General features: G+C 68.5%; 20 protein-coding genes. 6 read left to right on the forward strand and 14 right to left on the reverse strand.

Annotation, left to right across the window (positions count from 1 at the left end):
* Window positions 1–92 precede the first annotated feature (92 nt).
* The 4 genes from Q5Z10_RS06985 to Q5Z10_RS07000 form a co-directional block, all read right to left on the reverse strand.
* Window positions 93–1,304 (reverse strand): OprO/OprP family phosphate-selective porin, encoded by a 1,212-nt coding sequence (locus Q5Z10_RS06985; protein ID WP_303638520.1) that lies wholly within the window; start codon window positions 1,302–1,304, stop codon window positions 93–95.
* Between the two features lie 213 nt (window positions 1,305–1,517).
* Window positions 1,518–2,204, reverse strand: a complete 687-nt coding sequence (gene nth / locus Q5Z10_RS06990) for an endonuclease III (RefSeq protein ID WP_303638521.1) — start codon at window positions 2,202–2,204, stop codon at window positions 1,518–1,520.
* Window positions 2,204–2,557: a hypothetical protein gene (locus Q5Z10_RS06995; RefSeq protein ID WP_303638522.1), complete on the reverse strand. Its 354-nt coding sequence runs from the start codon at window positions 2,555–2,557 to the stop codon at window positions 2,204–2,206. The genes nth and Q5Z10_RS06995 overlap by 1 nt, the downstream gene beginning before the upstream one ends.
* Before the next feature lie 5 nt (window positions 2,558–2,562).
* Window positions 2,563–3,357: an enoyl-CoA hydratase/isomerase family protein gene (locus Q5Z10_RS07000; RefSeq protein WP_303638523.1), complete on the reverse strand. Its 795-nt coding sequence runs from the start codon at window positions 3,355–3,357 to the stop codon at window positions 2,563–2,565.
* Window positions 3,358–3,523: 166 nt separating this feature from the next.
* On the opposite strand from Q5Z10_RS07000, the gene Q5Z10_RS07005 reads away from it, so the two are divergent.
* The 3 genes from Q5Z10_RS07005 to Q5Z10_RS07015 all read left to right on the forward strand — a co-directional run bounded on the left by Q5Z10_RS07005 (window position 3,524) and on the right by Q5Z10_RS07015 (window position 6,118).
* The gene (locus Q5Z10_RS07005; protein ID WP_303638524.1) at window positions 3,524–4,225 is read left to right on the forward strand and encodes an FKBP-type peptidyl-prolyl cis-trans isomerase; all 702 of its coding nucleotides are present in this window, start codon (window positions 3,524–3,526) and stop codon (window positions 4,223–4,225) included.
* A gap of 181 nt (window positions 4,226–4,406) precedes the next feature.
* Complete coding sequence (locus tag Q5Z10_RS07010; RefSeq protein ID WP_303638525.1) at window positions 4,407–5,219, forward strand: CoA pyrophosphatase; 813 nt, start codon at window positions 4,407–4,409, stop codon at window positions 5,217–5,219.
* Window positions 5,216–6,118: a sulfurtransferase gene (locus Q5Z10_RS07015; protein ID WP_303638526.1), complete on the forward strand. Its 903-nt coding sequence runs from the start codon at window positions 5,216–5,218 to the stop codon at window positions 6,116–6,118. The genes Q5Z10_RS07010 and Q5Z10_RS07015 overlap by 4 nt, the downstream gene beginning before the upstream one ends.
* A 145-nt stretch (window positions 6,119–6,263) precedes the next feature.
* Here Q5Z10_RS07015 and Q5Z10_RS07020 read toward each other — a convergent pair whose 3' ends face one another.
* Entirely contained in the window at window positions 6,264–6,830 is a 567-nt protein-coding gene (locus Q5Z10_RS07020) for an N-acetylmuramoyl-L-alanine amidase (RefSeq protein ID WP_303638527.1), read from the reverse strand.
* Window positions 6,831–6,902: 72 nt separating this feature from the next.
* On the opposite strand from Q5Z10_RS07020, the gene Q5Z10_RS07025 reads away from it, so the two are divergent.
* Window positions 6,903–7,430, forward strand: a complete 528-nt coding sequence (locus Q5Z10_RS07025) for an alpha/beta hydrolase (protein ID WP_303638528.1) — start codon at window positions 6,903–6,905, stop codon at window positions 7,428–7,430.
* Window positions 7,431–7,574: 144 nt separating this feature from the next.
* Window positions 7,575–9,713, forward strand: coding sequence for a bifunctional 23S rRNA (guanine(2069)-N(7))-methyltransferase RlmK/23S rRNA (guanine(2445)-N(2))-methyltransferase RlmL (gene rlmKL / locus Q5Z10_RS07030; RefSeq protein WP_303638529.1), 2,139 nt, complete (start codon window positions 7,575–7,577; stop codon window positions 9,711–9,713).
* A gap of 108 nt (window positions 9,714–9,821) precedes the next feature.
* Here rlmKL and Q5Z10_RS07035 read toward each other — a convergent pair whose 3' ends face one another.
* From Q5Z10_RS07035 to aptA, 8 genes are all read right to left on the reverse strand, one after another.
* Window positions 9,822–10,295 (reverse strand): hypothetical protein, encoded by a 474-nt coding sequence (locus Q5Z10_RS07035; RefSeq protein ID WP_303638530.1) that lies wholly within the window; start codon window positions 10,293–10,295, stop codon window positions 9,822–9,824.
* Window positions 10,296–10,327: 32 nt separating this feature from the next.
* Window positions 10,328–10,657 carry a DUF3325 domain-containing protein gene (locus Q5Z10_RS07040; protein WP_303638531.1) on the reverse strand — a complete coding sequence of 110 codons (330 nt, stop codon included), beginning with the start codon at window positions 10,655–10,657 and terminating at the stop codon, window positions 10,328–10,330.
* Window positions 10,654–12,273 (reverse strand): PepSY-associated TM helix domain-containing protein, encoded by a 1,620-nt coding sequence (locus tag Q5Z10_RS07045; protein ID WP_303638532.1) that lies wholly within the window; start codon window positions 12,271–12,273, stop codon window positions 10,654–10,656. The genes Q5Z10_RS07040 and Q5Z10_RS07045 overlap by 4 nt, the downstream gene beginning before the upstream one ends.
* The gene (locus tag Q5Z10_RS07050) at window positions 12,270–12,590 is read right to left on the reverse strand and encodes a DUF3649 domain-containing protein (RefSeq protein WP_303638533.1); all 321 of its coding nucleotides are present in this window, start codon (window positions 12,588–12,590) and stop codon (window positions 12,270–12,272) included. Before Q5Z10_RS07050 ends, Q5Z10_RS07045 begins: the two co-directional genes overlap by 4 nt.
* Before the next feature lie 107 nt (window positions 12,591–12,697).
* Window positions 12,698–14,923, reverse strand: coding sequence for a TonB-dependent siderophore receptor (locus Q5Z10_RS07055; RefSeq protein ID WP_303638534.1), 2,226 nt, complete (start codon window positions 14,921–14,923; stop codon window positions 12,698–12,700).
* Between the two features lie 291 nt (window positions 14,924–15,214).
* A complete protein-coding gene (locus Q5Z10_RS07060) occupies window positions 15,215–16,501 on the reverse strand; it encodes a DUF445 domain-containing protein (protein ID WP_303638535.1) in 1,287 nt (428 codons plus the stop codon).
* Between the two features lie 223 nt (window positions 16,502–16,724).
* The gene (locus tag Q5Z10_RS07065; protein ID WP_303638536.1) at window positions 16,725–17,609 is read right to left on the reverse strand and encodes a ParB N-terminal domain-containing protein; all 885 of its coding nucleotides are present in this window, start codon (window positions 17,607–17,609) and stop codon (window positions 16,725–16,727) included.
* Between the two features lie 63 nt (window positions 17,610–17,672).
* On the reverse strand, window positions 17,673–19,025 hold the full coding sequence (gene aptA, locus Q5Z10_RS07070; RefSeq protein WP_303638537.1) for an omega-aminotransferase AptA: 1,353 nt from the start codon (window positions 19,023–19,025) through the stop codon (window positions 17,673–17,675).
* A gap of 203 nt (window positions 19,026–19,228) precedes the next feature.
* On the opposite strand from aptA, the gene Q5Z10_RS07075 reads away from it, so the two are divergent.
* Window positions 19,229–20,725, forward strand: a complete 1,497-nt coding sequence (locus Q5Z10_RS07075; RefSeq protein WP_303638538.1) for an aldehyde dehydrogenase — start codon at window positions 19,229–19,231, stop codon at window positions 20,723–20,725.
* A 153-nt stretch (window positions 20,726–20,878) separates the two neighbouring features.
* Here Q5Z10_RS07075 and Q5Z10_RS07080 read toward each other — a convergent pair whose 3' ends face one another.
* Entirely contained in the window at window positions 20,879–21,520 is a 642-nt protein-coding gene (locus tag Q5Z10_RS07080; protein WP_303638539.1) for a hypothetical protein, read from the reverse strand.
* Window positions 21,521–21,555 lie beyond the last annotated feature (35 nt).

The raw sequence follows: 21,555 nt of genomic DNA on the forward strand, positions 1-21,555 counted from the left end.
GCGGGGCGCGCATCATCGCCCGCCGCTGCCCGCCCACAACGAAAGAAGGCACGGCGTCAGCCGTGCCTCCGATCGTGCTGCTGCGGCAGTGCTTACCAGAAGAACTGCGCGCGGGCTTCCAGGATGTTCGGATCGTCGTTGACGAAGCCGCGGGCCGAGGAGCTGTACTTCTTGCTGTCGACCATCACGTAGTTGAGCATCAGCTTGAAGTTCGAGCGCCAGTACCAGTTGGCGCCGACGGTCCAGATGTCCATCTTGCCGCCCAGCACGCCATCGACGATCGGCGGACGACCGGCCACCGGGTTGGCGGTGAGGTTGCCGTCGTTCAGGTCCATGTGGTCGTAGCGCACGCCCAGCTGCCACTGGCCGCTGGCCGGGTTGTTCGGCAGGCCGGTGCCCGGGGTGCCGCCCTTGTAGCTCCAGGTTTCGCCGGTGACATTCCACACGCCGCTGACGTAGTAGCCGTCGCTGGTGTAGTTGTCGTGGTCGTAGCGCTTGGCCTTGCTGGAGTAGTACTCGGCCTGGGCCTTGAACGGGCCCTGGAAGTACATGGCTTCGGCGCCGATGGTGCTGATGCGGTCGGTGTCGGTCAGGTTGCCGCTGTCGACCAGGCGCGCGGTGGCCAGGTCGGCGTTGGGGCGGGCACGCACGCGCAGGGTGTCGGCGTCGGCGTCGTAGTCGACGTAGCTCAGGCCGAAGTGCAGGACCTGGCCCTTCTCGTTGATCGGGGCGAAGGTACCGCGCGCGCCGTAGCCGCTGCCGTGGGCCAGGTTGCGGGTCAGTTCGCGGCCGAAGGCGCTGGCGGTGATCGACCAGTTGTCCTGGCCATAGCTGTAGGCGCCGCCCAGGCGGCGGGCCACGGCGTAGGTGTTGGTGACCGCGGCCTTGGAGATGAAGTCGTTGTTCTTGGTGCTGGACAGTTCTTCCAGGCTGTTGGGCTGCTTGAACTGGCCGACCTGGATGAAGTGGTTGGCGTTGCCCAGCAGCTTGTACTTCACGTTGGTGTCGAGGAACTTGTCGGCCTTGGCGTCATAGCCGACCACCCATTCCACGTTGCCCGGGCCCTTGCCCTTCAGCACCAGCTCGGCGCGGCGCAGTTCGAATTCGCTGTCCTTGCCGTTGCCTGCATCGCCGCCGTTGAGGTCGGTCAGGTCGTTGTCGAACCAGTTGCCGTCGGCCTGGACCAGGCCTTCGAAGGTGATTTCCGAACCGCCGATCACATCGATGGCGACTTCGGCGTGGGCGGCCGGCACGTACAGCGCAGCAGCCACGGCGACCGTCAGGAGTTGGTGATGCAGTTTCATGGAGAGGAGCCTTGCAGGCAGGTGGGAAGATGCGCGCAGGCTAGATCGTGAAGATTGCGTAAATGTGACAGTTCGCGCACGAGCGCGATCCGCCGCAGGCCCCGTCACGGCAGGGCCCGCTGATGTAACCGCTTGCATGTGACGCTGCGATTGCTTGCCGGTTGCAGTAGATCCGCGCCGTGCGTGGGGCCCTGTCCGGCTCGCCGGCACGATCTACGCCACGGTCTTTTCCTTGAACCGGCACAGGTCGGCGATCACGCATCCCGGGCAATCGGGCTTGCGCGCCTTGCACACGTACCGCCCGTGGAGGATCAGCCAGTGGTGCGCATCGAGCAGGAATTCGGCCGGGATCACCTTGACCAGCCGGTCCTCGACCTCGCGCACGTTCTTCCCGGGCGCCAGCCCGGTGCGGTTGGCGACGCGGAAGATATGCGTGTCCACCGCCATCACCGGCTCGCCGAAGGCGGTGTTGAGCACCACGTTGGCGGTCTTGCGGCCCACCCCGGGCAGTGCCTCGAGCGCCTCGCGGTCGCGTGGCACCTCTCCGCCATGTGCCTGCAGCAAGATCGCGCAGGTGGCGATCACGTTCTTCGCCTTGGCGTTGAACAGGCCGATGGTGGCGATGTACTTCTTCAACCCCTCTTCGCCGAGCGCCAGGATCTTCGCCGGCGTGTTGGCCACCGGAAACAGGCGGCGGGTGGCCTTGTTGACGCCGACGTCGGTGGCCTGCGCCGACAACGCCACGGCCACCAGCAGCTCGAACGGCGAGCTGTACTCCAGTTCCGTCTTCGGGTGCGGGTTGAGTTCGCGCAGGCGGGTGAACATTTCCACCACGTCGGCGCGCGGCATCGTGCTGGCACGCCGCGCCGGCGCGCGCGCGGTCTTCTTCGCGGTGGCCATTACCGCTCCTTGCCGCTGGCGCGGGCCTTGGCCCGGGCAAGGATGGCGGCTGCGGCAGCGGGCAGGGCGGGCTTCACATCCGGCGCCGGGGCCGGCGTGCGGCGCGCGTCGCGCTCGGCCTCGCGGCGTGCCAGGCGCACGGCACGGGCGCGGTAGCGTTCGCGCGCATCCCATGCGCGCTGCAGCTGCTGCTGCAACGCGGTGATGCGCTGGGGCAGCTCCGGATGGCCGGCCAGCAGCTGCGCATCGCCTGCGCGGGGGACGTACTCCATCAGCCCTGCCTGCAGGGCACCATCGGGATCGTCTGCCTGGATCCGGGCAAACAGCTGCACGGGATCGGGTCGGGATGCCATGGCGGTCAGCGGTTCTGGAACGCGGGCGGGCGCCGCTGCAGGAAGGCCGTGGTGCCCTCGCGCATGTCTTCGGTGGCGAACAGCAGGCCGAACTGTGCGCTTTCGTATTCCAGACCGGCTTCCAGGCTGCATTCGCCGCCCACATGCACGGCATCGAGCAGGCCACGCAGGGCCAGTGGCGCGGCCTGCGCCAGTTGCCGGGCCAGCGCCTGCACCCGGCCATCGAGGTCGGCCGCGGGCACCACCTCGTTGACGATGCCCAGCGCCAGTGCGCGCGCAGCGTCGATCGGCGCGCCCAGCAGGCACAGCTCCAGGGTCGCGGCGCGACCGCACAGGCGCAGCAGCCGCTGGCTGCCGCCAAAGCCGGGAATCAGCCCCAGGTTGATTTCCGGTTGGCCGACCTTGGCGGTATCGGCGGCGATGCGCAGGTGGCAGGCCATGGCCAGTTCCAGGCCACCGCCCAGTGCAAAACCGTTCACGCGCGCGATCACCGGCTTGGGCATGCGCTCGATCCGGCGCATCAGCGCCTGGCCCAGCAGCGAGAAATCACGTCCCTGAACCGCGCTCAGCGTGTTCATCTCGGCGATGTCGGCACCGGCCACGAAGGCCTTGGCGCCCGCGCCGGTCAACACCACCACCCGCACCGACGGGTCGGCGGCGGCGTCGCTGAACGCCTCGGCCAGCGCCTGCAGGGTGGCCGCATTGAGGGCATTGAGCTTGTCCGGGCGCTGCACGGTCACGGTGCGGATGGCGCCGTCATCGCTGACGTCGACCGGGTGGGGGGCGGGGGCGTCGGCCACGGGAAACTCCTGGAACGTTAAAAAAAAGTGAGATTGAACTCTGCAAACGCAGACGGGTCTTAGCCTGCGTGGTGAGTGGCGGTTACACGTTGTGGCCGTTATCCTAACCCGTCGCCTCAGGGCGGCGCAGAACGTCCCTGAGTTACCACCCCTGGAGAACTGTTTGATGAAGTTGCGTTCTATCGCGGTCGCCGTCGCGGCCCTGGCCCTGACGGGCAATGCCTTCGCCCAGGACGTCTCGTCCGAAAAGGGCAAGCTGAGCTACTACTTCGGTTACGACTACGGCAACAACCTGGCGGAGCTGACCGGTCGCGGTGAGCAGCTGGACATCAACTCGGTGGTGAAGGGTCTGCAGGACGCCTACGCCAAGAAGCAGCCGGCAATCACCGCCGAGCAGCTGAAGCCGGCCGTTGAAGCGTTCCAGAAGCGCGAGCAGGGCCGTGCCCAGGCCGCCAAGGCCGAGTACGAAAAGGCTGCTGCCGAAAACAAGACCAAGAGCGATCAGTTCATCGCGGCGAACAAGGCCAAGGCCGGCGTGCAGTCCCTGCCGAGCGGCGTCCAGTACCGCGTGATCGAAGCCGGCAAGGGCGCCAAGCCGACCCAGGCCAGCACCGTGCAGCTGGAAGTGGCCGGCCCGTTCCCGTACGGCCAGCGCCCGAGCGAAGCCCGCCCGGCCCAGCAGATCCCGTCGATCAAGGTCAGCGAAGTTGAAATGAAGGCCATGCGCGAGACCCTGCTGCAGATGCCGGCAGGCTCGAAGTGGGAAGTCACCCTGCCGCCGGACCAGGCCTATGGTGCCGATCCGCGCACCCCGTTCCCGCCGAACGTGGCAGTGCAGTTCGAGATCAAGCTGATCAGCGTCAAGTAAATCGATGCAGTAAACCCGACGCGCCGGTGACCTTCACCGGCGCGTTTCTGTTTGCGCAGGGAACGATCTGCAGCATCGGCCCCTGCCCGGCGAACGCGCGGCCGGTGATGCAACGTGCAACATGCCCCACGCCGCACCGTCAGCGCGGGCAAATTCAGCCCATTCGCGCTACTGTTGCCAGGTGCAAACTACGGAAGAAACGGCGCGTGTTGTCGCAAGTCCCTGCATCGGCGTCTGCAAGCTGGAACCCCATCGGCTGTGCAGCGGCTGCGGGCGGCATATCGATGAGATCGCACGGTGGTCGTCGATGAGCGACAGCGAACGCAGCCATGTCCTGCACCGCGTGCTGCCGCTGCGCGAGCAGCTGCAGCAGTCCCTGCGCGGTTCACTGGCCGACTCCCATCGCCTGCTGCGCGCGCTGCATCCGCTGGCCGAACCGCCGGCCGGCGATGGCTGGAACCGCAGCGAGCTGGATGACCTGCTGCCGCCGGGACCGCCGGTGGAAGCGGCCGTGCTGGCCGGCATCGTGCCGCGCGCCGGCGGTGCGCAGGTGATCCTGACCCGGCGCACTGAAACCCTGCGCCAGCATGGCGGCCAGGTGGGATTTCCCGGCGGCCGCACCGAGCCTGACGACCGCGATGCGCTGGCGGCCGCACTGCGCGAGAGCCAGGAAGAGATCGCGCTGGCGCCGGCACAGGTGCAGGCGCTGGGGTATCTGGACCCCTTCGTGACCATCACCGGCTATCGGGTCACTCCGGTGGTGGCGGTGATCGACCCGGATTTCGTGCCGGTGCCGCAGCCCAGCGAGGTGGCCGAGGTGTTCGAGGTGCCGCTGGACTACCTGATGAGCCCCGACAACCTGCGCCAGGTCGAGATCAACCACCGCGGCCGCGTCCGCCACGTCCTGGAGTACGGCTGGCCGGGCCAGCGCATCTGGGGCGCGACCGCCGCCATCCTGTACAACCTGCGTCGTCGCCTGGAGCACGTGCAATGAAGCCGATCGATCCCCCCTGGACCACCCTGGTCGACGTGGCCACGCTCGCTGCGCACCTGGACGCGGGCGTGCGCGTGGTCGACGCCCGCGCGACCGCCAGTACCGCCGTGCGGGTGGTCGATGCGCGGGCGTCGCTGGCCGACCCGCAGGCCGGCGCCAGCCAGTACGCGGCTGGCCATGTGCCCGGTGCGGTGCATGCCGATCTCAACCGTGATCTGTCGGACCTGTCGCGGACCGGCCATGGCCGCCATCCGTTGCCGGACAGCGATGCATTTGCCGCGCAGCTGGGTGCCTGGGGCATCGGTCCCGATACCCAGGTCGTGGTCTACGACGGCAGTGATGGCAGCATGGCCGCCGCGCGCCTGTGGTGGCTGCTGCGCCTGATCGGGCACCGCCGGGTGGCGGTGCTCGATGGCGGCATCGCCGCCTGGCAGGCTGCCGGCCAGCCACTGGCGACCGGCGCGGCGGAGGTTCCGGCGTTGCCGGCCTATCCGGGCCGCTTTGATGGCGCGCAGATCGCCAATGCCGATGAGATCACCGCGCGCCTGAAGCATGCGCCGGGCTGGCTGGTGGACGCACGCGCGGGTGAACGCTTCCGTGGCGAGGTGGAGCCGCTGGATCCGGTCGCCGGCCACGTGCCGGGCGCGGTCAACCGCCCCTTCGCGCTGAACGTGCTGGATGGCCGCCTGCGCGATGCACAGGAACTGCGCGCCGAACTGCAGGGGATCATCGGCAACCGCGACCCCCAGCAGGTGGTGCTGATGTGCGGCTCCGGCGTGACCGCCTGCCACCTGCTGCTGGCGATGGAATCGGCCGGCCTGTCCGGCGCGCGGGTCTACGCCGGCTCCTGGAGCGGCTGGGTCAGTGACAGCAGCCGCCCGGTCGCCACCGGCGCCTGACGGCGCGGAACCGGAATGCACGCAGGGGACCGGAGCGCACGACGCTGCCTGCACGCGCCCGGTCCGATCGATGCGGGCTCCATCCACGCAGGGCGTGGACCCACTGCACATCCGGGGCGCGCCCCGGCTGCAGGCCTGGCGGCCGTCATGGCAGCGGCTGCAGCGGCAGCTTCGCCAGGATCCGCGCCCACGGAAACAGCGGCCCGGGGTCACGCTTGCGCGCCACCGTCAGCGTCGGGTCGTCCGTGGCCGGCACCTGTTCCAGATCCAGCTGGTCGTGACCGGCAATCCGCTGCAGTGACGGGTAGCGCAGCACCAGCGCCTGCAGCAGCTGCTCCAGCGCCAGCAGCTGGGCATCCGGATACGGCTCGTCCATCGCCTGGTGGCGGCTGTCCAGCCAGTGCGGGTAGCGCCCGCGGTTGACCAGTTCGATGCCCACGGTATCGGCGTTCATGCCGCGCACGTGGTGGGCGATGCGCTCCGGCGCCACGTACTGCACCACGCTGCCGTCGCGGTCGATGTAGAAGTGACCGCTGTTGCCGGCGCCACTGGCATACAGCACACGCTCGCCATAGGCGCGCGCAGTGGCCAGATCGGGCAGTTCGGTGCAGTGGATCACCACCATCGCCAGGCTGGCCGGATCGCGCAGCGGCAGGCGGTCGTGGTACGGCAGCGGCTGCAGCAGCAGGCCGGGCAGGAGCGGGTTGGGCATCCGGCGATGCTAGCATTGCCGGATGAAACTGCCTTCTCTTCCGCTGTCGATCCGCAGCCTGGGCGCGCGCGCATGAGCCGCGGTCACTGCATCCTTTCCCACGGCTTCGAGAGTGGCCCGGAGGCGACCAAGGTCACCGCGCTGGCCGACGTGGCGCAGCGCCTGGGCTGGAGCCACGAGCGCCCGGACTACACCGACCTGGATGCGATGCGCGAGGTCAGCCGCGTCGGCGACGTGCGCAGCCGCCTGCAGCGCCTGGTCGAGCGCGCGGCGGCGGCCGCCACGCAGGGGCCGGTGGTGCTGGCCGGGTCCAGCCTGGGCGCCTACATCTCGGCCATCGCGTCGCTGCAGGTGCCGGTGGCCGGCCTGTTCCTGATGGTGCCGCCGACCGCGATGGGGCCGATGCCGGCGCTGGACGCCGCCGCGGTGCCGACCACCGTGGTGCAGGCCTGGCATGACGAGGTGGTCCCGGCCGCCGGGGTGATTGCCTGGGCGCAGGCGCGTTCGGCGCAGCTGCTGCTGGTCGACGATGGCCATCGCCTGGAACGCCATGTGGACGCCTCCGCGCAGGCGTTCGAGCAGCTGCTGCGCCAGCTGTGAAGCCCGGGCGCACGGCGCGCCCGCCCGCATTGACTACAATGGCAGCCCCGCCGCCCCCGGCGCGGGCTTGCCGGCCGTGGCTGCGGCCCTCCCTTCCGAATGGCCCGGCCCGTTGCCGCGCCTGACCACCTGCGAACCGATCCCGTGAAATTTTTTGTCTCCTGCGCCAAGGGCCTGGAATACCTGCTTGCCGACGAACTGTCGGCCCTGGGCCTGGAAAAGGCCACTGCCACCATTGCCGGCGTCAACGCCGAGGGCGAACTGGAGCAGGCGCTGCGGATCGTGATGTGGTCGCGGCTGGCCAGCCGCGTGCTGTGGCCGATCGACGAGTTCGAGTGCCCGGACGAGCAGGCCCTGTACGACGGCGTGCGTGCGCTGCCGTGGCACGAGCACATCAGGCCGGAGATGACCCTGGCGGTGGATGCGCACGTGTCCGGCGACAGGATCACCCATGCGCGCTTCGCCGCGCAGCGGATCAAGGACGCCATCGTCGACCGCATGCGCGATGAGGGCCTGGAGCGGCCGTCGGTCAACACCGACCTGCCGGACGTGCGCGTCAACCTGTCGCTGCGCAAGGGCCGTGCCTCGCTGTCGATCGATCTCGGTGGCGGCCCGCTGCATCGCCGTGGCTGGCGCGGCGCCGCCCACGAGGCACCGCTGAAGGAAAACCTGGCGGCCGCGCTGCTGCTGCGCGCGCAGTGGCCGCGCCTGCACGCCGCCGGTGGTGGCCTGCTGGACCCGATGTGCGGCAGCGGCACGCTGCTGATCGAAGGCGCGCTGATGGCCGCCGACGTCGCCCCCGGCCTGATGCGCCATGGCAGCCTGCCGCCGAGCCGCTGGCTGGGCTTCGACAAGGTCGCTTGGAAGGCCATCATGAGCGAGGCACGCGATCGTGAGGCCGCCGGCCTGGCCGCACTGAAGCCGGTCATCCACGGCAGCGATATCGACCCGACCGCGATCCAGGCGGCGCGCGAGAACGCCGAGGTTGCCGGTGTTGCCCATGCGATCCGTTTCACCCGCGCCGACGTGGCCGATCTGGCCACCCCGGAGCAGGAGATCGGTGCGGTGGTCTGCAACCCGCCGTACGACGAGCGACTGGCCGCCGATCCGGCGCTGTACCGCGCGCTGGGCAATGCCCTGCAGAAGGCGGTGCCGCAGTGGCGTGCCAGCCTGCTGTGCGGCAACGACGAGCTGGCCTTCGCCACCGGCCTGCGTGCCGGCAAGAAGTACCAGATGTTCAACGGTGCGCTGGAATGCGCGCTGATCGTCTGTGACCCGATTGCCGTGCCCGGGCGTGATCCGGCGCAGCCGCGCGCGCTGAGCGAAGGTGCGCAGATGGTCGCCAACCGCCTGCGCAAGAACCTGAAGAAGTTCAAGAGCTGGCGCGCGCGCGAGGACATCACCTGCTTCCGCGCCTATGACGCCGACCTGCCGGAATACGCGGCGGCCATCGACGTCTACGAGGAAGACGGCGGCAAGCGCCGCACCTTCCTGCACGTGCAGGAATACGCCGCACCGGCCGCGATTCCGGAGAACGACGTGCGCCGTCGCCGCAACGAACTGCTGGCGGCGGCGCGTGAAGTGTTCGGCGTGCCGCCGGAGCAGGTGTCGATGAAGTCGCGCGAGCGTGGCAAGGGCGGCAGCAAGTACGGCCGTTTCGAGCAGCGTGACGAATTCATCGTGGTGCGCGAGAACAATGCGCTGCTGCAGGTGAATCTGTTCGACTACCTGGACACCGGCCTGTTCCTCGATCACCGCCCGCTGCGCCGGATGATGGCCGAGCAGGTGCGCGGCAAGCGCTTCCTCAACCTGTTCTGCTACACCGGCGTGGCCAGCGTGCAGGCGGCGGTGGCCGGTGCGGCCAGCACCACCAGCGTCGATCTGTCGGCCACCTACCTGCAGTGGTGCTACGACAACCTGGCGCTGAACGGGCAGGGCGGCAACCAGCACCTGCTGGTGCAGGCCGATGCGATGGCCTGGCTGGAAGGTGACCATGGCCAGTACGACGTGATCTTCTGCGACCCGCCGACGTTCTCCAACTCCGCGCGCGCCGATGACTTCGACGTGCAGCGCGAGCAGCTGAAGCTGCTGCGTGCGGCCGTGGCACGGCTGGCGCCGGGCGGCGTGCTGTATTTCTCCAACAACTTCCGCCGCTTCAAGCTGGAAGAGAACGCCATCGCCGAGTTCGCCCAGTGCCGCGAGATCACCGCGCGCACCATCGGCCCGGACTTCGAGCGCAACGCGCGCATCCACCGCGCGTGGGAACTGAAGCGGGTGGGGTGAAGATTCGCCGGGCATGGCCCGGCGCTACCCCGACACGCGCAGGACGGTAGCGCCGAGCGATGCCCGGCGTGCGGGGCCCCGGTAGATCCACGCCACGCGTGGATGGTCCTAAAGCACCAGCAGGCGCCCCGGTGCATGGGCCAGCGGCCAATGGCCCTGTTCGTACAGCGCGAGCACGGGCTCCCAGTACGCCGGCAGCCCCAGATGCATTTCCAGCAGGCGTTGCCGGCAGGCGAACATCGCCCCATCGCGCGCGACCCGATGCAGGTCATGCGCACCGCAGCGCAGTGCCGGCAGATCCCGTGCCGAAAGCGCGCGCATCAGCGTGCGGTTGAGTTCGCGTCGGGCGTCGGCCAGTTCGGCGGGGCGGGGCAGGGCGCCGTGAAACGGATCCGTATCATCGAGTGACGTGGGCATCCATTCGAAATCATCGGTATCGATGATCCGCAGGGCGTCAGCCAGCGACCGGACGGCAACGACGCCGGCCGTTACCGGCAGTGTTTCGCCCAATCGGGAAAAGAAGCCGATTCCCGCCATCCGTTGCAGCACGCTCTCCATGCCGCCAGTGTAGATCCACGCCATGCATGGATGCCGCTGTCTCCGGGGTCCTGCGGCTACAGCAACCCCACCAGCAGCCCGGCCACGGGCAGCGCGATCGCCAGCGGCGCGATCCATTTCGGTCGGTAGGGGTACAGTCCGAACGACAGCAGCACGCCGGCCATGGTCATCACGCCCAGCCACAGCACCGGGCCCATCGCCCAGCCGTGGTCGACCACGCACAACGCGAACGCCACTGTCAGCAGGGCCCAGCCCAGCACCCGCCACTGCGTGCGCCGTGCCGGGGTGGCTGCAGCCTTGCCGTACAGGTCGTGCTGGTGCTTTTCCATCGCCAGCGACAGCGCGGTGAACGCGGAGAACGACAGGGTCAACGCCAACAGCATCATGCGCTGGCCTCCGCGGCGGTTTCTGCCACCGTCCTGGGCGGCGCCGCCGCACGCTTCTTTTTCTCGGCCGCAGACAGCGGTGGCGTCCAGCGCTGCATGCGCCAGCCGCACAGCGCCAGCATCGCGCCGAACGCCATCATCGACAGGTCGAAGCCGGCCAGAGCCCAGTCACCGCCGGGCAGGGTCACGCCAAGGTGGGCGTGGGTGGTCAGCGCGTTCAGCACCGGGATCAGGGCGAACATCGCCGCACCCAGATACAGCTGCCAGGCCCACATCATCCGCCTGGGCCAGATGAAGGCGGCCAGCAGCGCCGCGCCCCAGGCGTAGAAGAATACGTTGGCCTCGACATCGGCACGTTCGGGCAGCCCCAGCGGCAGCAGGCGGTTGCCCCAGAAATAGGCGGCAAAGGCGATCGGCAGGCCGGCTACCGCGCCGATGTTCAGCGCATCGACCAGGCGCAGGCCGAACCCGGTGCGGCCACGCTTGGCATGCTTCGGGCGTTCTTTCACCGCCCACAGCACCACGCCGCTGGCCACCATCAGGCAGCCGGTCAGGCCGGACAGGAAGAACAGGGCGCGCAGGCCCCAGTCGGCGAAGCGGGCCAGGTGCAGGCCATACAGCACGCCGCGGGTGGCGGTGGCGCCCCCGGACGGCGGCGTTTCCTGCAGCAGTTCACCGCTGACCATGTCGTAGCGCAGCGCCGGGGTGTCGATCGACAATCGTTTGCCATCGCGCTGGCGGATGTCGATCACCGCATTGGCCGCGCCCGGGTTGGCAACGGTGAAACCGGCCACCTCGGTGCCGTGCCAGTGCGTGCGCGCGCTGTCCAGCAGCTGCTGCAGCGGCTGCGGCGCGGCCGTGCCCGTCGCCGCGGCGGTCACTTCCGGCAGGCCGCCGAAGGCCTCGGCGTAGAACGCGTCCTGGTCGGTGCCATAGGCCACGTTCACGCCCCATGGCAGGTACATGATCATCAGCGTGACGATGCCGGTGTAGGTGATCATCGCGTGGTAGGGCAGGGCCATCACCGCGCTGACGTTGTGGAAGTCGAGCCAGGAGCGCAGGCCCTTGTCCTTCCGGAAGGTGAAGAAATCCTTGAAGATCTTCTTGTGGGTGATCACGCCGGTGATGATCGCCACCAGCATGAACATCGCACAGAAGCCCACCAGGTAACGCGCCCACAGCACCGGAATGTAGTGCAGGTCGAAATGCAGCCGGTAGAAGAAGTCGCCGCCCCGCGTCTCGCGCGCCTTCAGCTCGGTCCCGGTGTTGGGGTCCAGGGTGGCACTGCCGAAGCTGCCACGGCGTCCCTTGCTGGGGTCGGCCAGTTCCGGTGGCAGTTGCCAGAACAGCTGCATGGCCGGATTGCGCGGCTGCGGCAGGGTGACGAACCAGCGCTCGGCCTGCGCGGCGTTGGCCAGCAGGTAATCGGCGGCGCGCTGGGCGGCCTGGTTGGTGCTGACCGTGCTGCGTGGCAGTTCCGGGCGCATCCAGCGGCTGATCTCTTCGCGGTAGTAGCTGGCGGTACCCGCCATGAAGATCAGCAGCAGCAGCCAGCCGACCAGCAGCCCGGTCCAGGTGTGCAGCCAGGCCATCGACTGGCGGAATCCGTTCTTCATGCCCAGGCTCCCAGCAGGTACGAAATGCCGGCCATCAGCAACGTGGGGGCGAGGATGCCGACCCAGGCGCGCAGCGCGCTGCGGGTGGCGAATGCCCACAATGCCGCGCAGGCAGCGACCAGGATCGCCAGCAACATGCCGGTCAGCACGGTCTGGCCGCGCGCCCCGGGCAGGGCCACCGCGCAGAACACGGTGGTCATCGAGGCAAGTGCGTAGCCGCCCAGGATCGCGGCCAGCGAGCGCGACAGCACGCCCCAGCGCGGGTTGGCGAAGAAGGTGGCGGGGCGGGGGCTGGCGGTTGCGGGCGAGCGGTCCACGGCGGTCCTGCAGGAAGTGGGAAAGAGGACCGGCGCACCGCAGTGCGCCGGGGGTGGCCATCCGTGGCCGGGCGCCGGTCGCAGAACCGGCGCCATCCATCGGATCGTCAGAGCTTCCAGCGCAGCGTCAGGGTGACGTTGCGCGGCTCGCCCCAGTACACGCCGTTATAGAAACCGACGTTGTTGTAGTACTTCTTGTCCAGCAGGTTGTTGATGTTCAACTGCGCGCTGAAGTTCTCGTTGAAGCGGTAGCCACCGGCCAGGTTCAGCAGGTAGAACGCGTCCTGCTGGATCGGTGCCTGTTCGGTACGGCCGGTGGTGGCATGGTCTGCTGCCGGACGGGCACTCATGCGCCAGATCCGGCTCTGCCAGGTGGCGCCACCGCCCAGCCAGAAGCGGCCGTCGATGCCGCCCGGGCGCCAGCTGGCGTTGAGCCGCAGCGTGTCCTGCGGGGTGGTGGTGTTCTGCAGCACGCCGGCCTGGTTGCGGCTGACGGTGTGGGCGAAGCCGGCCGACAGGTTCCAGTTGTCGCCGATGCTGCCCTGGGTTTCGATTTCCCAGCCGTGCACCTTGTTGCCCTTGCCGGTGGAGCGGTAGGCCTGGCTGCCATCGGGCAGTGAGTTTGGCGGCACCGTGTCATCGATCTCGGCCACGTTGTCCTTCTCGCCTTCGAAGATCGCCGCCGACGCGTTGAGCAGGCCACCGAAGAACTCGGCCTTCAGGCCGCCTTCGTACATCTTGCCGACCACCGGTTCCAGGTAGGTGCCGTTGCGGTCGCGGTAGTTCTGCGGAGCGAAGATGTCGGTGTAGCTGGCGTAGGCGCTGAAGACGCTGTTGATGTCATACACCACGCCGAAGTAGGGCGTGGTGGGATCCTTCGGCTTGTAGCCGGTACGGGTGGTGCCGGTACGCTTGCCGCTGGCATCGTAGGTGTAGCGCCAGGTCTTGGTTTCCCAGCTGCCATAGCGCACGCCGGCCACCACCAGCAGCGGATCGGCCACGCGCACGCGGGCAGCGACATAGGCGGCCTGCTGGCGCAGCTCGTCTTCCGAGCCGAGATAGCCGGGACGGCTCACCTGCAGGGGAGCGACATCGCCGCTCCAGTTGCGCCAGTCCGGCACAACGGCGTAGCTGGCCGGATAGCTGTCGATCGTCGCCGCCGGGTAGTCACCCTTGCGGGTGGACTGGCCCACGCCGAACACCACTTCCTGTTCATGGCCGAACAGATCGAACGTGCCGGTCGCGTTGACGTCGACCACGTCCATGACGCTGTTTTCCACGAAGTTGCCGATGTAGGCGACCACCCCGGTGCCATCCGGGCGCGGGTACCCCTGCGCGCCGTACCACACCGCGCCATCGGTATTGCGCTTGGCGCGGCTGACTGCGGCCTTCACCGACCAGTGCGCGCCCAGCTGCTGTTCGAGGCGGGCGAAGGTGGTCTTTTCCACGATCGGCCAGCTGCTCCACGATGCCGACAGGTTGGTCGAGCGCGGCAGGTTGGCCGGCTTGCCGTCGGCGCCCCAGTAGGGGACCACGCCCCAGGTGACGCCGGTGGTCTTCGGCGACTGGTATTCGTAACCCACTTCGAACAGCGTGCTGTCGCTCAGGTCGGCCTGCACGATGCCGTAGAACACGTCCTTGTCGAGCTGGTAGACATCGCGGAACGAATCGCTCTGCTGCTTGGCGGCGACCACGCGGGCGCGGATGCGGCCATCCCAGGCCACCGGACCACCGAGGTCGGCTTCCAGGCGCTGGTTGCCCCAGCGGCCGACGGTCAGGTTGGCGCCCATCTGGAAGGTATCGGTGGGGCGCTTGCGCACCATGCTGATGGTGCCGGAGGGATCGCCGGCACCGGTGGTCAGGCCGGTGGCACCGCGGATCACTTCGATGCGGTCATAGATGACGTTGTCGGTGTTGGTCTTGATCGACCCACCGAAGGTGTTGAGCATGCCGTCGATCTGGAAATTGGTGATGCTGTAGCCACGCGACATGTAGTTGATGCGCTCGCTGTCGGTGACCGACACACTGACGCCGGTCACCTGGCCCATCACGTCCGACAACGAGAACAGCCCCATGTCATCCATCCGCTGCCGGGTGATCACGGTGACCGACTGCGGTGTCTCGCGCAGCGACAGGTCCAGCTTGGTGGCGCTGCGCGCGCTCTTGACCGTATAGCTGTTGGGCAGCTCGCCATCGGCGGTCACCTTCACCGTATCCAGCGTGCGGGCACTCGCATCGGCAGGTGCATCGGCGTGGGCCAGCGGGGCGATCATCAATGCGGTCACGGCCAGGGCGAGGAGAGAGGGACGCGGGGGATTCAGCGGCAATGCCATCGGTGCAGTTCCATGCAGGACGAAAACGGGCGATGGCAAACGCACCCAGGGTCGTCATGCGCTCCGCGCACGCCGCCCAGCGTGTTTCCCATCGACGGTGCGCCACCTGCCGCAGGCAGGTGACCCGGGAGTCGGGGGATGTACACGGGCGAAGGGGCGGGTGGGCGCGTGCTTCCTTGCCCCGCTTGGCTAAGCGTACAACCGATCAGTAAATGATAGGCATTCGCATTTCGTTAATCAAGTGTGATGAATCCCGGTGTCGTGGTGCGGGAGCCGATGCCGGGCGAGGCCTCAGAACCGGAACAGCACCGTTGCTGCATGCAGCAGCAGGCCGATCAGCCCACCCACCAGGGTGCCGTTGAAGCGGATGAACTGCAGGTCGCGCCCCACGCTCAGTTCCAGCTGCTCGACCAGATGGCGTTCGTCCCAGCTCTTCACGGTCTGCGCGATATGCGTGGTCACCCCCTCGCGCAGGCGCCCGGTCAGGCGCTGTGCGCCTTCCAGCAGGTGCTGGTTGAGCGCCTCGCGCAGCGCGGGATCGGACTGCAGGCTGTCGCCCAGCGATGCCAGGCTGCGCTGCAGGTGACCAACCAGCGCCGAGTCCTCGCGCTGCAGGTCGGCGCGCAGGCTGGCGTGGATGCGCGCCCACAGGCCCTGCACGTAGTCCTGCAGGGCAGGGTGGTCGATCATGTCCTGTTTCAGCTGCTCGATGCGCTCGGCCAGCGCAGGGTCCGCGCGCAGGCGCTGCACGTAGTTGCCCAGCCAGTGTTCGTAGTCCTGGCGCAGCGGATGCTCGGGCTCGGCCAGCACCTGCTGCAGTTCCTCCAGCACGGCCCGGGCCAGGCGTTCGGCCAGGCTGTCGCCAATCTCATCGATCGGCTTCACCCAGTTCACCGTGCTCGACAGCGTCGGCCACTCGCGCTGGATGTAGCGCACGATCAGCTGCGAGGCGCGTTCCTTCACCTCAGGCTGTTCCAGCCATTGCCCCAGCCGCTGCAGGCCTTCGTCGAGCACGCGCTGGTGGCGGCCATCGGCGGTCAGCAGGGCCAGCAGTTCGCCGGCGGTGGCCGCCGCGTTCCACTGCCGCAGCTGCTGCACCACGAAACCGTGCAGCTGGCGGCGCACGGCCGCTTCATCGAAGAAATCCAGCGCCTGCAGCGCCCAGCCGCGCGCCATGTCGGCCAGCATGCGCGAGCGCGCCGGATCGGCCAGCCAGCTGCCCAGCCGGCTGGCCGGATCGAACACCTGCAGCTTGGCCAGCAGCACCTGCGGTTCCAGGAACTGGTCGCGGACGAAATGGGCCAGGCTCTCGCCGATACGGTCCTTGCTGCGCGGGATGATCGCGGTATGCGGTATCGGCAGGCCCATCGGGCGCCGGAACAGTGCGACCACCGCGAACCAGTCGGCCAGTGCGCCGACGGCGGCGGCCTCGCAGAAGGCCGATACCCAGGCCCAGGCACCGCGCTCGCCCTGCCAGTGGCTGACGGCGAAACCGACCAGCATCAACACCAGCAGGCCCAGGGCGATGGCTTTCAGGCGCCGCAGCTGTGCGCGGCGCGGATCGATGGCAGACGTCATGGCCGCAGTCTACCCGCCTCGGCATGAGGTCAATGCATCGGTAGCGCCGGGCCATGCCCGGCGGCTTTCCAGAGCCCGATGAGGTCAATGCATCGGTAGCGCCGGGCCATGCCCGGCGGCTCCAGAGCCCGATGAGGTCAATGCACCGGTAGCGCCGGGCCATGCCCGGCGGCTTTCCAGAGCCCGCTGCGCTCGCCGGGCATGGCCCGGCGCTACCCACCTGCTACAGCGCCTCGAGTTGCTTGCGCAGCTGCGCAAGCTGCGCGCGCAGCGTGTCGTTCTCGCGGGTCAGCGCGACCACGCGGCGACGCAGGGCCGAGGCATCCTCGCCCAGCTGTTCCAGCGCGGCCAGCACCTCGGCATCGCGGCTGGCGATCTCGTCCTCGCTGGCCTCTTCGAACTCCATCTCCGGCGATCCGGCGTCCGGCTTCGGCGCGCGCGGCTTGCGCTTGGATTCGCGCACGCGCTTGGCGGCCTGCTTCAGCTCGTCCTTGCCGCCGGCGGCGGCAGCGCGCTGTTCCTCTTCCGGCAGGTCGGCCACGGCGGCGGCAGCGCTGATCGAGATCACGCCGGCCTTGACCGCTTCCACCACCTCGGCCGCGGCCTGGGCGTGGATGCGCTCGATCATGCCGACCTGGCTGGTGCTCAATTTGGCTTCGCGGGCCAGCTCGGCGCGGCTGATCTTCGGTGCCGGCTCCCACGGCGGGCTGTCTTCACCGGTCTCATCGGCCATCTCGGCCGTGCCATCGCTCTCGCGCTGCAGCTGGGCCTGCTCGACCTGCTTGCGGGCAGCCAGGATGTCGCGCTTGCGCAGCGCCAGCACGCCCCGCTGGAAGTCGGACACGCTGCGCCGGCCCAGGTGCTGCTCGATCATCCACAGGTGCACGTCTTCCATGCTCTGGAAGCGGGTGTTCTGCACGGTGTTGAACGGCAGGCCGTGCTTCTGGCAGATGCCGAAGCGGTTGTGCCCATCGACCAGCACATCGCCCCACAGCACCAGCGCATCGCGGCAACCTTCGGCCAGGATGCTGCGCTCCAGCGCGTCATGTTCGTCCGCGGTCAGCGGGTCGATATAGGCCTTGAGTTCTTCTTTGACGACGATATCCATGGGCACGGCAACGAGCAGGAGCGGAACCGCCCATTGTACCCGCTCGCCAGCGCCGGCCCGGGCTCAGGCGGTGGCCCGGATCATCTCGCCCAGGGTGCCGGTGATCTGGTCGATCTGTGCCTTGTCCACGATCAGCGGCGGTGACAGCGCGATGATGTCGCCGGTGCAGCGCACCAGCAGGCGCCCGTCGTGGAAGCAGCGGCGGAACACCTCGTAGCCGCGGCTGCCGGGTGCATCCTTGCGTGGCGCCAGCTCGACCGCGCCGACCAGGCCGAAGTTGCGGATGTCGATCACGTTGGGCAGGCCCTGCAACGCGTGCAGGCGTTCCTGCCAGTAGTCGCCCAGTTCGATGGCGCGTTCGAACAGGCGTTCCTCGGCGTAGACCTCCAGCGTGGCCAGTGCGGCCGCACAGGCCAGCGGGTGGCCGGAATAGGTATAGCCGTGGAACAGTTCGATGGCCTGCGGCGGGGCCTGCATCAGCGTGGCATGCACGGCGTCGCTGGCCAGCACGCCGCCCAGCGGCACCGCGCCGTTGCTGACGGCCTTGGCAAAGGTCAGCAGGTCCGGGGTGACCCCGAAGCGCTGCGCGGCGAAGGGCATGCCGACCCGGCCGAAACCGGTGATCACCTCGTCGAACACCAGCAGGATGCCGTGCTGGTCGCACAATTCGCGCAGGCGCTGCAGGTAGCCTGGCGCCGGCAGGATCACCCCGGCGGACCCGGCGATGGGCTCGACGAACACCGCCGCGATGGTCGAGGCATCGTGCAGCGCGATCAGCCGCTCCAGGTCATCGGCCAGTTCAGCGCCCTGGCGTGGCAGGCCCCTGCTGAACGCATTGCGCTGCAGGTCCAGGGTGTGGCGCAGGTAGTCCACGCCACCCAATTGCAGGCCGAACGCCCTGCGGTTGTTGGGCAAGCCGCCGAGTGCCATGCCGCCGAAGCCGACGCCGTGGTAGGCCTTCTCGCGGCTGATGAAACGCGTCCGCTGGCCCTCGCCGCGCTGGCGGTGGTAGGCCAGCACGATCTTCATCGCGGTATCCACCGCCTCCGAGCCGGAGCTGGTGAAGAACACATGGTTCAGTGGCGTCGGTGCCAATGCGGCCAGCCGCTGCGCCAGCGCGAATGCCGGCGGCGAGCCCATCTGGAAGGCCGGCGAGTAGTCGAGCGTGCGCGCCTGGTCAACGATGGCCTCGACGATGTGCGGCCGTGCGTGGCCGGCGTTGCAGCACCACAGTCCGGCCGTGCCATCAAGGATCTGGCGGCCGTCGACATCCTCGTAGTGCATGCCTTCGGCACGCACCAGCACACGCGGCGCTGCCTTGTACTGGCGGTTGGCGGTGAACGGCATCCAGTACGCCTCCAGTGACTCCGGGCGTTGGGTAGCCAGATCGTGCAGGTCGCTCGCGGGACGCTTCATGCCAGCTCCATCGGGTCCGATGGGGAGAATGTAGCGCAGCTGCGTCATGCCGAGGTTGCCTGCGCCGGGCATGGTCCGGCTGCCGTCCGGGCCTCGACCGTGTGGTAGCGCCGGGCCATGCCCGGCGGGCGCGCAGCGCGCTCGATCACGGCCAGGTCGCGGACACTCCGCTATAACCGGGAAACTGTTCCGAGGAGCCCGACATGGCCGACTTCCCCGATCGCAGCCACTGGCAGGCACTGGCCCAGCAGCTTTCGATGCCCGGACAGGCCTTCATTGATGGCCGCTACACCGACGCTGCCAGCGGCGCCCGCTTCGATTGCACCAGCCCGATTGATGGACGCGTGCTGGGGGCGGTCGCCGACTGCGATGCACAGGACGTGGAGCGCGCGGTGCAGGCGGCGCGGCGTGCCTTCGATGCGGGCCACTGGTCACAGGCCAGCCCGGCCCATCGCAAGCGGGTGTTGTTGACCTTGGCGGCGTTGGTGGAAAAGCACGCTGACGAGCTGGCCCTGCTGGAAACCCTGGACATGGGCAAGCCGGTGCGCGACGCACGCCGTATCGACCTGCCCGGCGTGGTGCGCTGCCTGGCCTGGACCGCCGAAGCGGTGGACAAGCTGTACGGCGAAATCGCGCCGACCGGCCCGCACGAACTGGGGCTGGTCACGCGCGAGCCGGCCGGCGTGGTGGCGGCGATCGTGCCGTGGAATTTTCCGTTGCTGATGGCCTGCTGGAAGATCGCGCCGGCACTGGCGATGGGCAATTCGGTGCTGCTCAAGCCGTCCGAGCGCTCACCCCTGACTGCACTGCGGCTGGCGGCATTGGCCGCCGAGGCGGGCCTGCCGGACGGGGTGCTGAACGTACTGCCCGGTCATGGCGCGCGCGTGGGCGAGCCCTTGGCTCTGCACAGGGACGTGGACGTGCTGGCCTTCACCGGTTCCACCGCCACCGGCGCCAAGCTGCTGGCGTATGCAGGACGGTCCAACCTCAAGCGGGTCTGGCTGGAATGCGGAGGCAAGAGCCCGCACGTGGTGTTCGCCGATGCCCCGGACCTGGACGCAGCGGCCAAGGCCGTGGCGCAGGGCATCTTCTTCAACCAGGGCGAAGTCTGCACCGCCGGCTCGCGGCTGCTGGTGCAGCGCTCGATCCGTGAGGACTTCGTGCACCAGGTGATTGCCTATGGCCAGCGCATGCAGCCCCGGCATCCACTGGAGGCCGATGCACCGATGGGCGCGCTGGTCGACGCCGCGCACGTGGACAAGGTGCTGGCCGATATCGCACGAGCCGAAAGCGAGGGCGCCCGGCTGCTGCTCGGCGGCCATCGCGCCGAGGTGGAGGCCGGCGGCTGCTACGTGCAGCCCACGGTGTTCGACCAGGTGCGTCCGGACCATGCGTTGGCACGCGAGGAAGTGTTCGGGCCGGTGCTGGCCGTGCTTGGTTTCGACGACGAGGCCGAAGCGGTGCGCGTGGCCAATGACAGCCGCTATGGATTGGCCGCAGGGCTGTGGACGCGTGACCTGGGCCGGGCCCACCGTGTCGCACGCCAGCTGCGCGCCGGCAGCGTGTGGGTGAATGGCTGGGACGGTGGTGACATGACCGCCCCGTTCGGTGGCTACAAGCAGTCCGGCAATGGCCGTGACAAATCGCTGCATGCGTTCGACAAGTACAGCGAGATCAAGGCGACCTGGATTCAGTTGTAACGACGCGGATGCTCGACGGCTGTTTGCTCTTTGTAGCGTCGAGCCATGCTCGACGGCCGTTCGTTCTTCTGTAGAGCCGAGCCATGCTCGGCTGCGTCTCGCGAAGAGCAGTCGAGCATGGCTCGACTCTACATGAAGCATCCAGCTGTCGAGCTACCGGCAGCGGGCACTCACCTGCAGTACCGCCGCACGCAGCAGATCCCGGTCGGCTTCATCGACGGCATTCTGGAAATACTCCATGTCCTGCTTGCCCAGTTCGCACGGGTCGACGATGTATCCCGGCGGCCACAGCCCCAGCAGCTGCGCCACGCCATGCACGATCTGCTCCGGGGTCATCTGCCGGCGGATGCGGAAGTAGCTGCGGCGCGGTGCGAACGCGGAGTGTACGTCGCGGCGACCGATCAGGCGGGGAGCGATACCTGCGGCGCTGATGCCGTCACCGCCGTCGATGCTGCCCGCAGGCAGACTCAGGATCAGTGGCGCCACCGCAGCCGCGTCCTCCGTGGCAGGCTGGGCGCTACCTGCCTGCGCAACCGGGGCAGGTCGGGGCATCACCGATGCGGTCGGGCGCGTCATCTGTGTGGAGGGCAAGGCAGGCGGTTGAGGCACCGGCGTCGGCCGTTCCGGTGGCAGCCAACGCAGCGAGATCCGTGGGCGCTCGCCGCTACGTAGTTCGATCCGGCCGCTGCCCAGCAGCCACAGTGCCATCAACCCATGCACCAGCAGTACCACCAGCCACGCCGCCATGCGCGGCAGCTTCGGCGAATCGGACCACGACAACGCAACTGCAGTCATCGGCAAAGCATCCATGCAGGGACCGGTGGCGCAGC

The sequence above is a fragment of the Stenotrophomonas sp. 704A1 genome (genome assembly GCF_030549525.1).
Classification (GTDB): Bacteria; Pseudomonadota; Gammaproteobacteria; order Xanthomonadales; family Xanthomonadaceae; genus Stenotrophomonas; species Stenotrophomonas tuberculopleuritidis.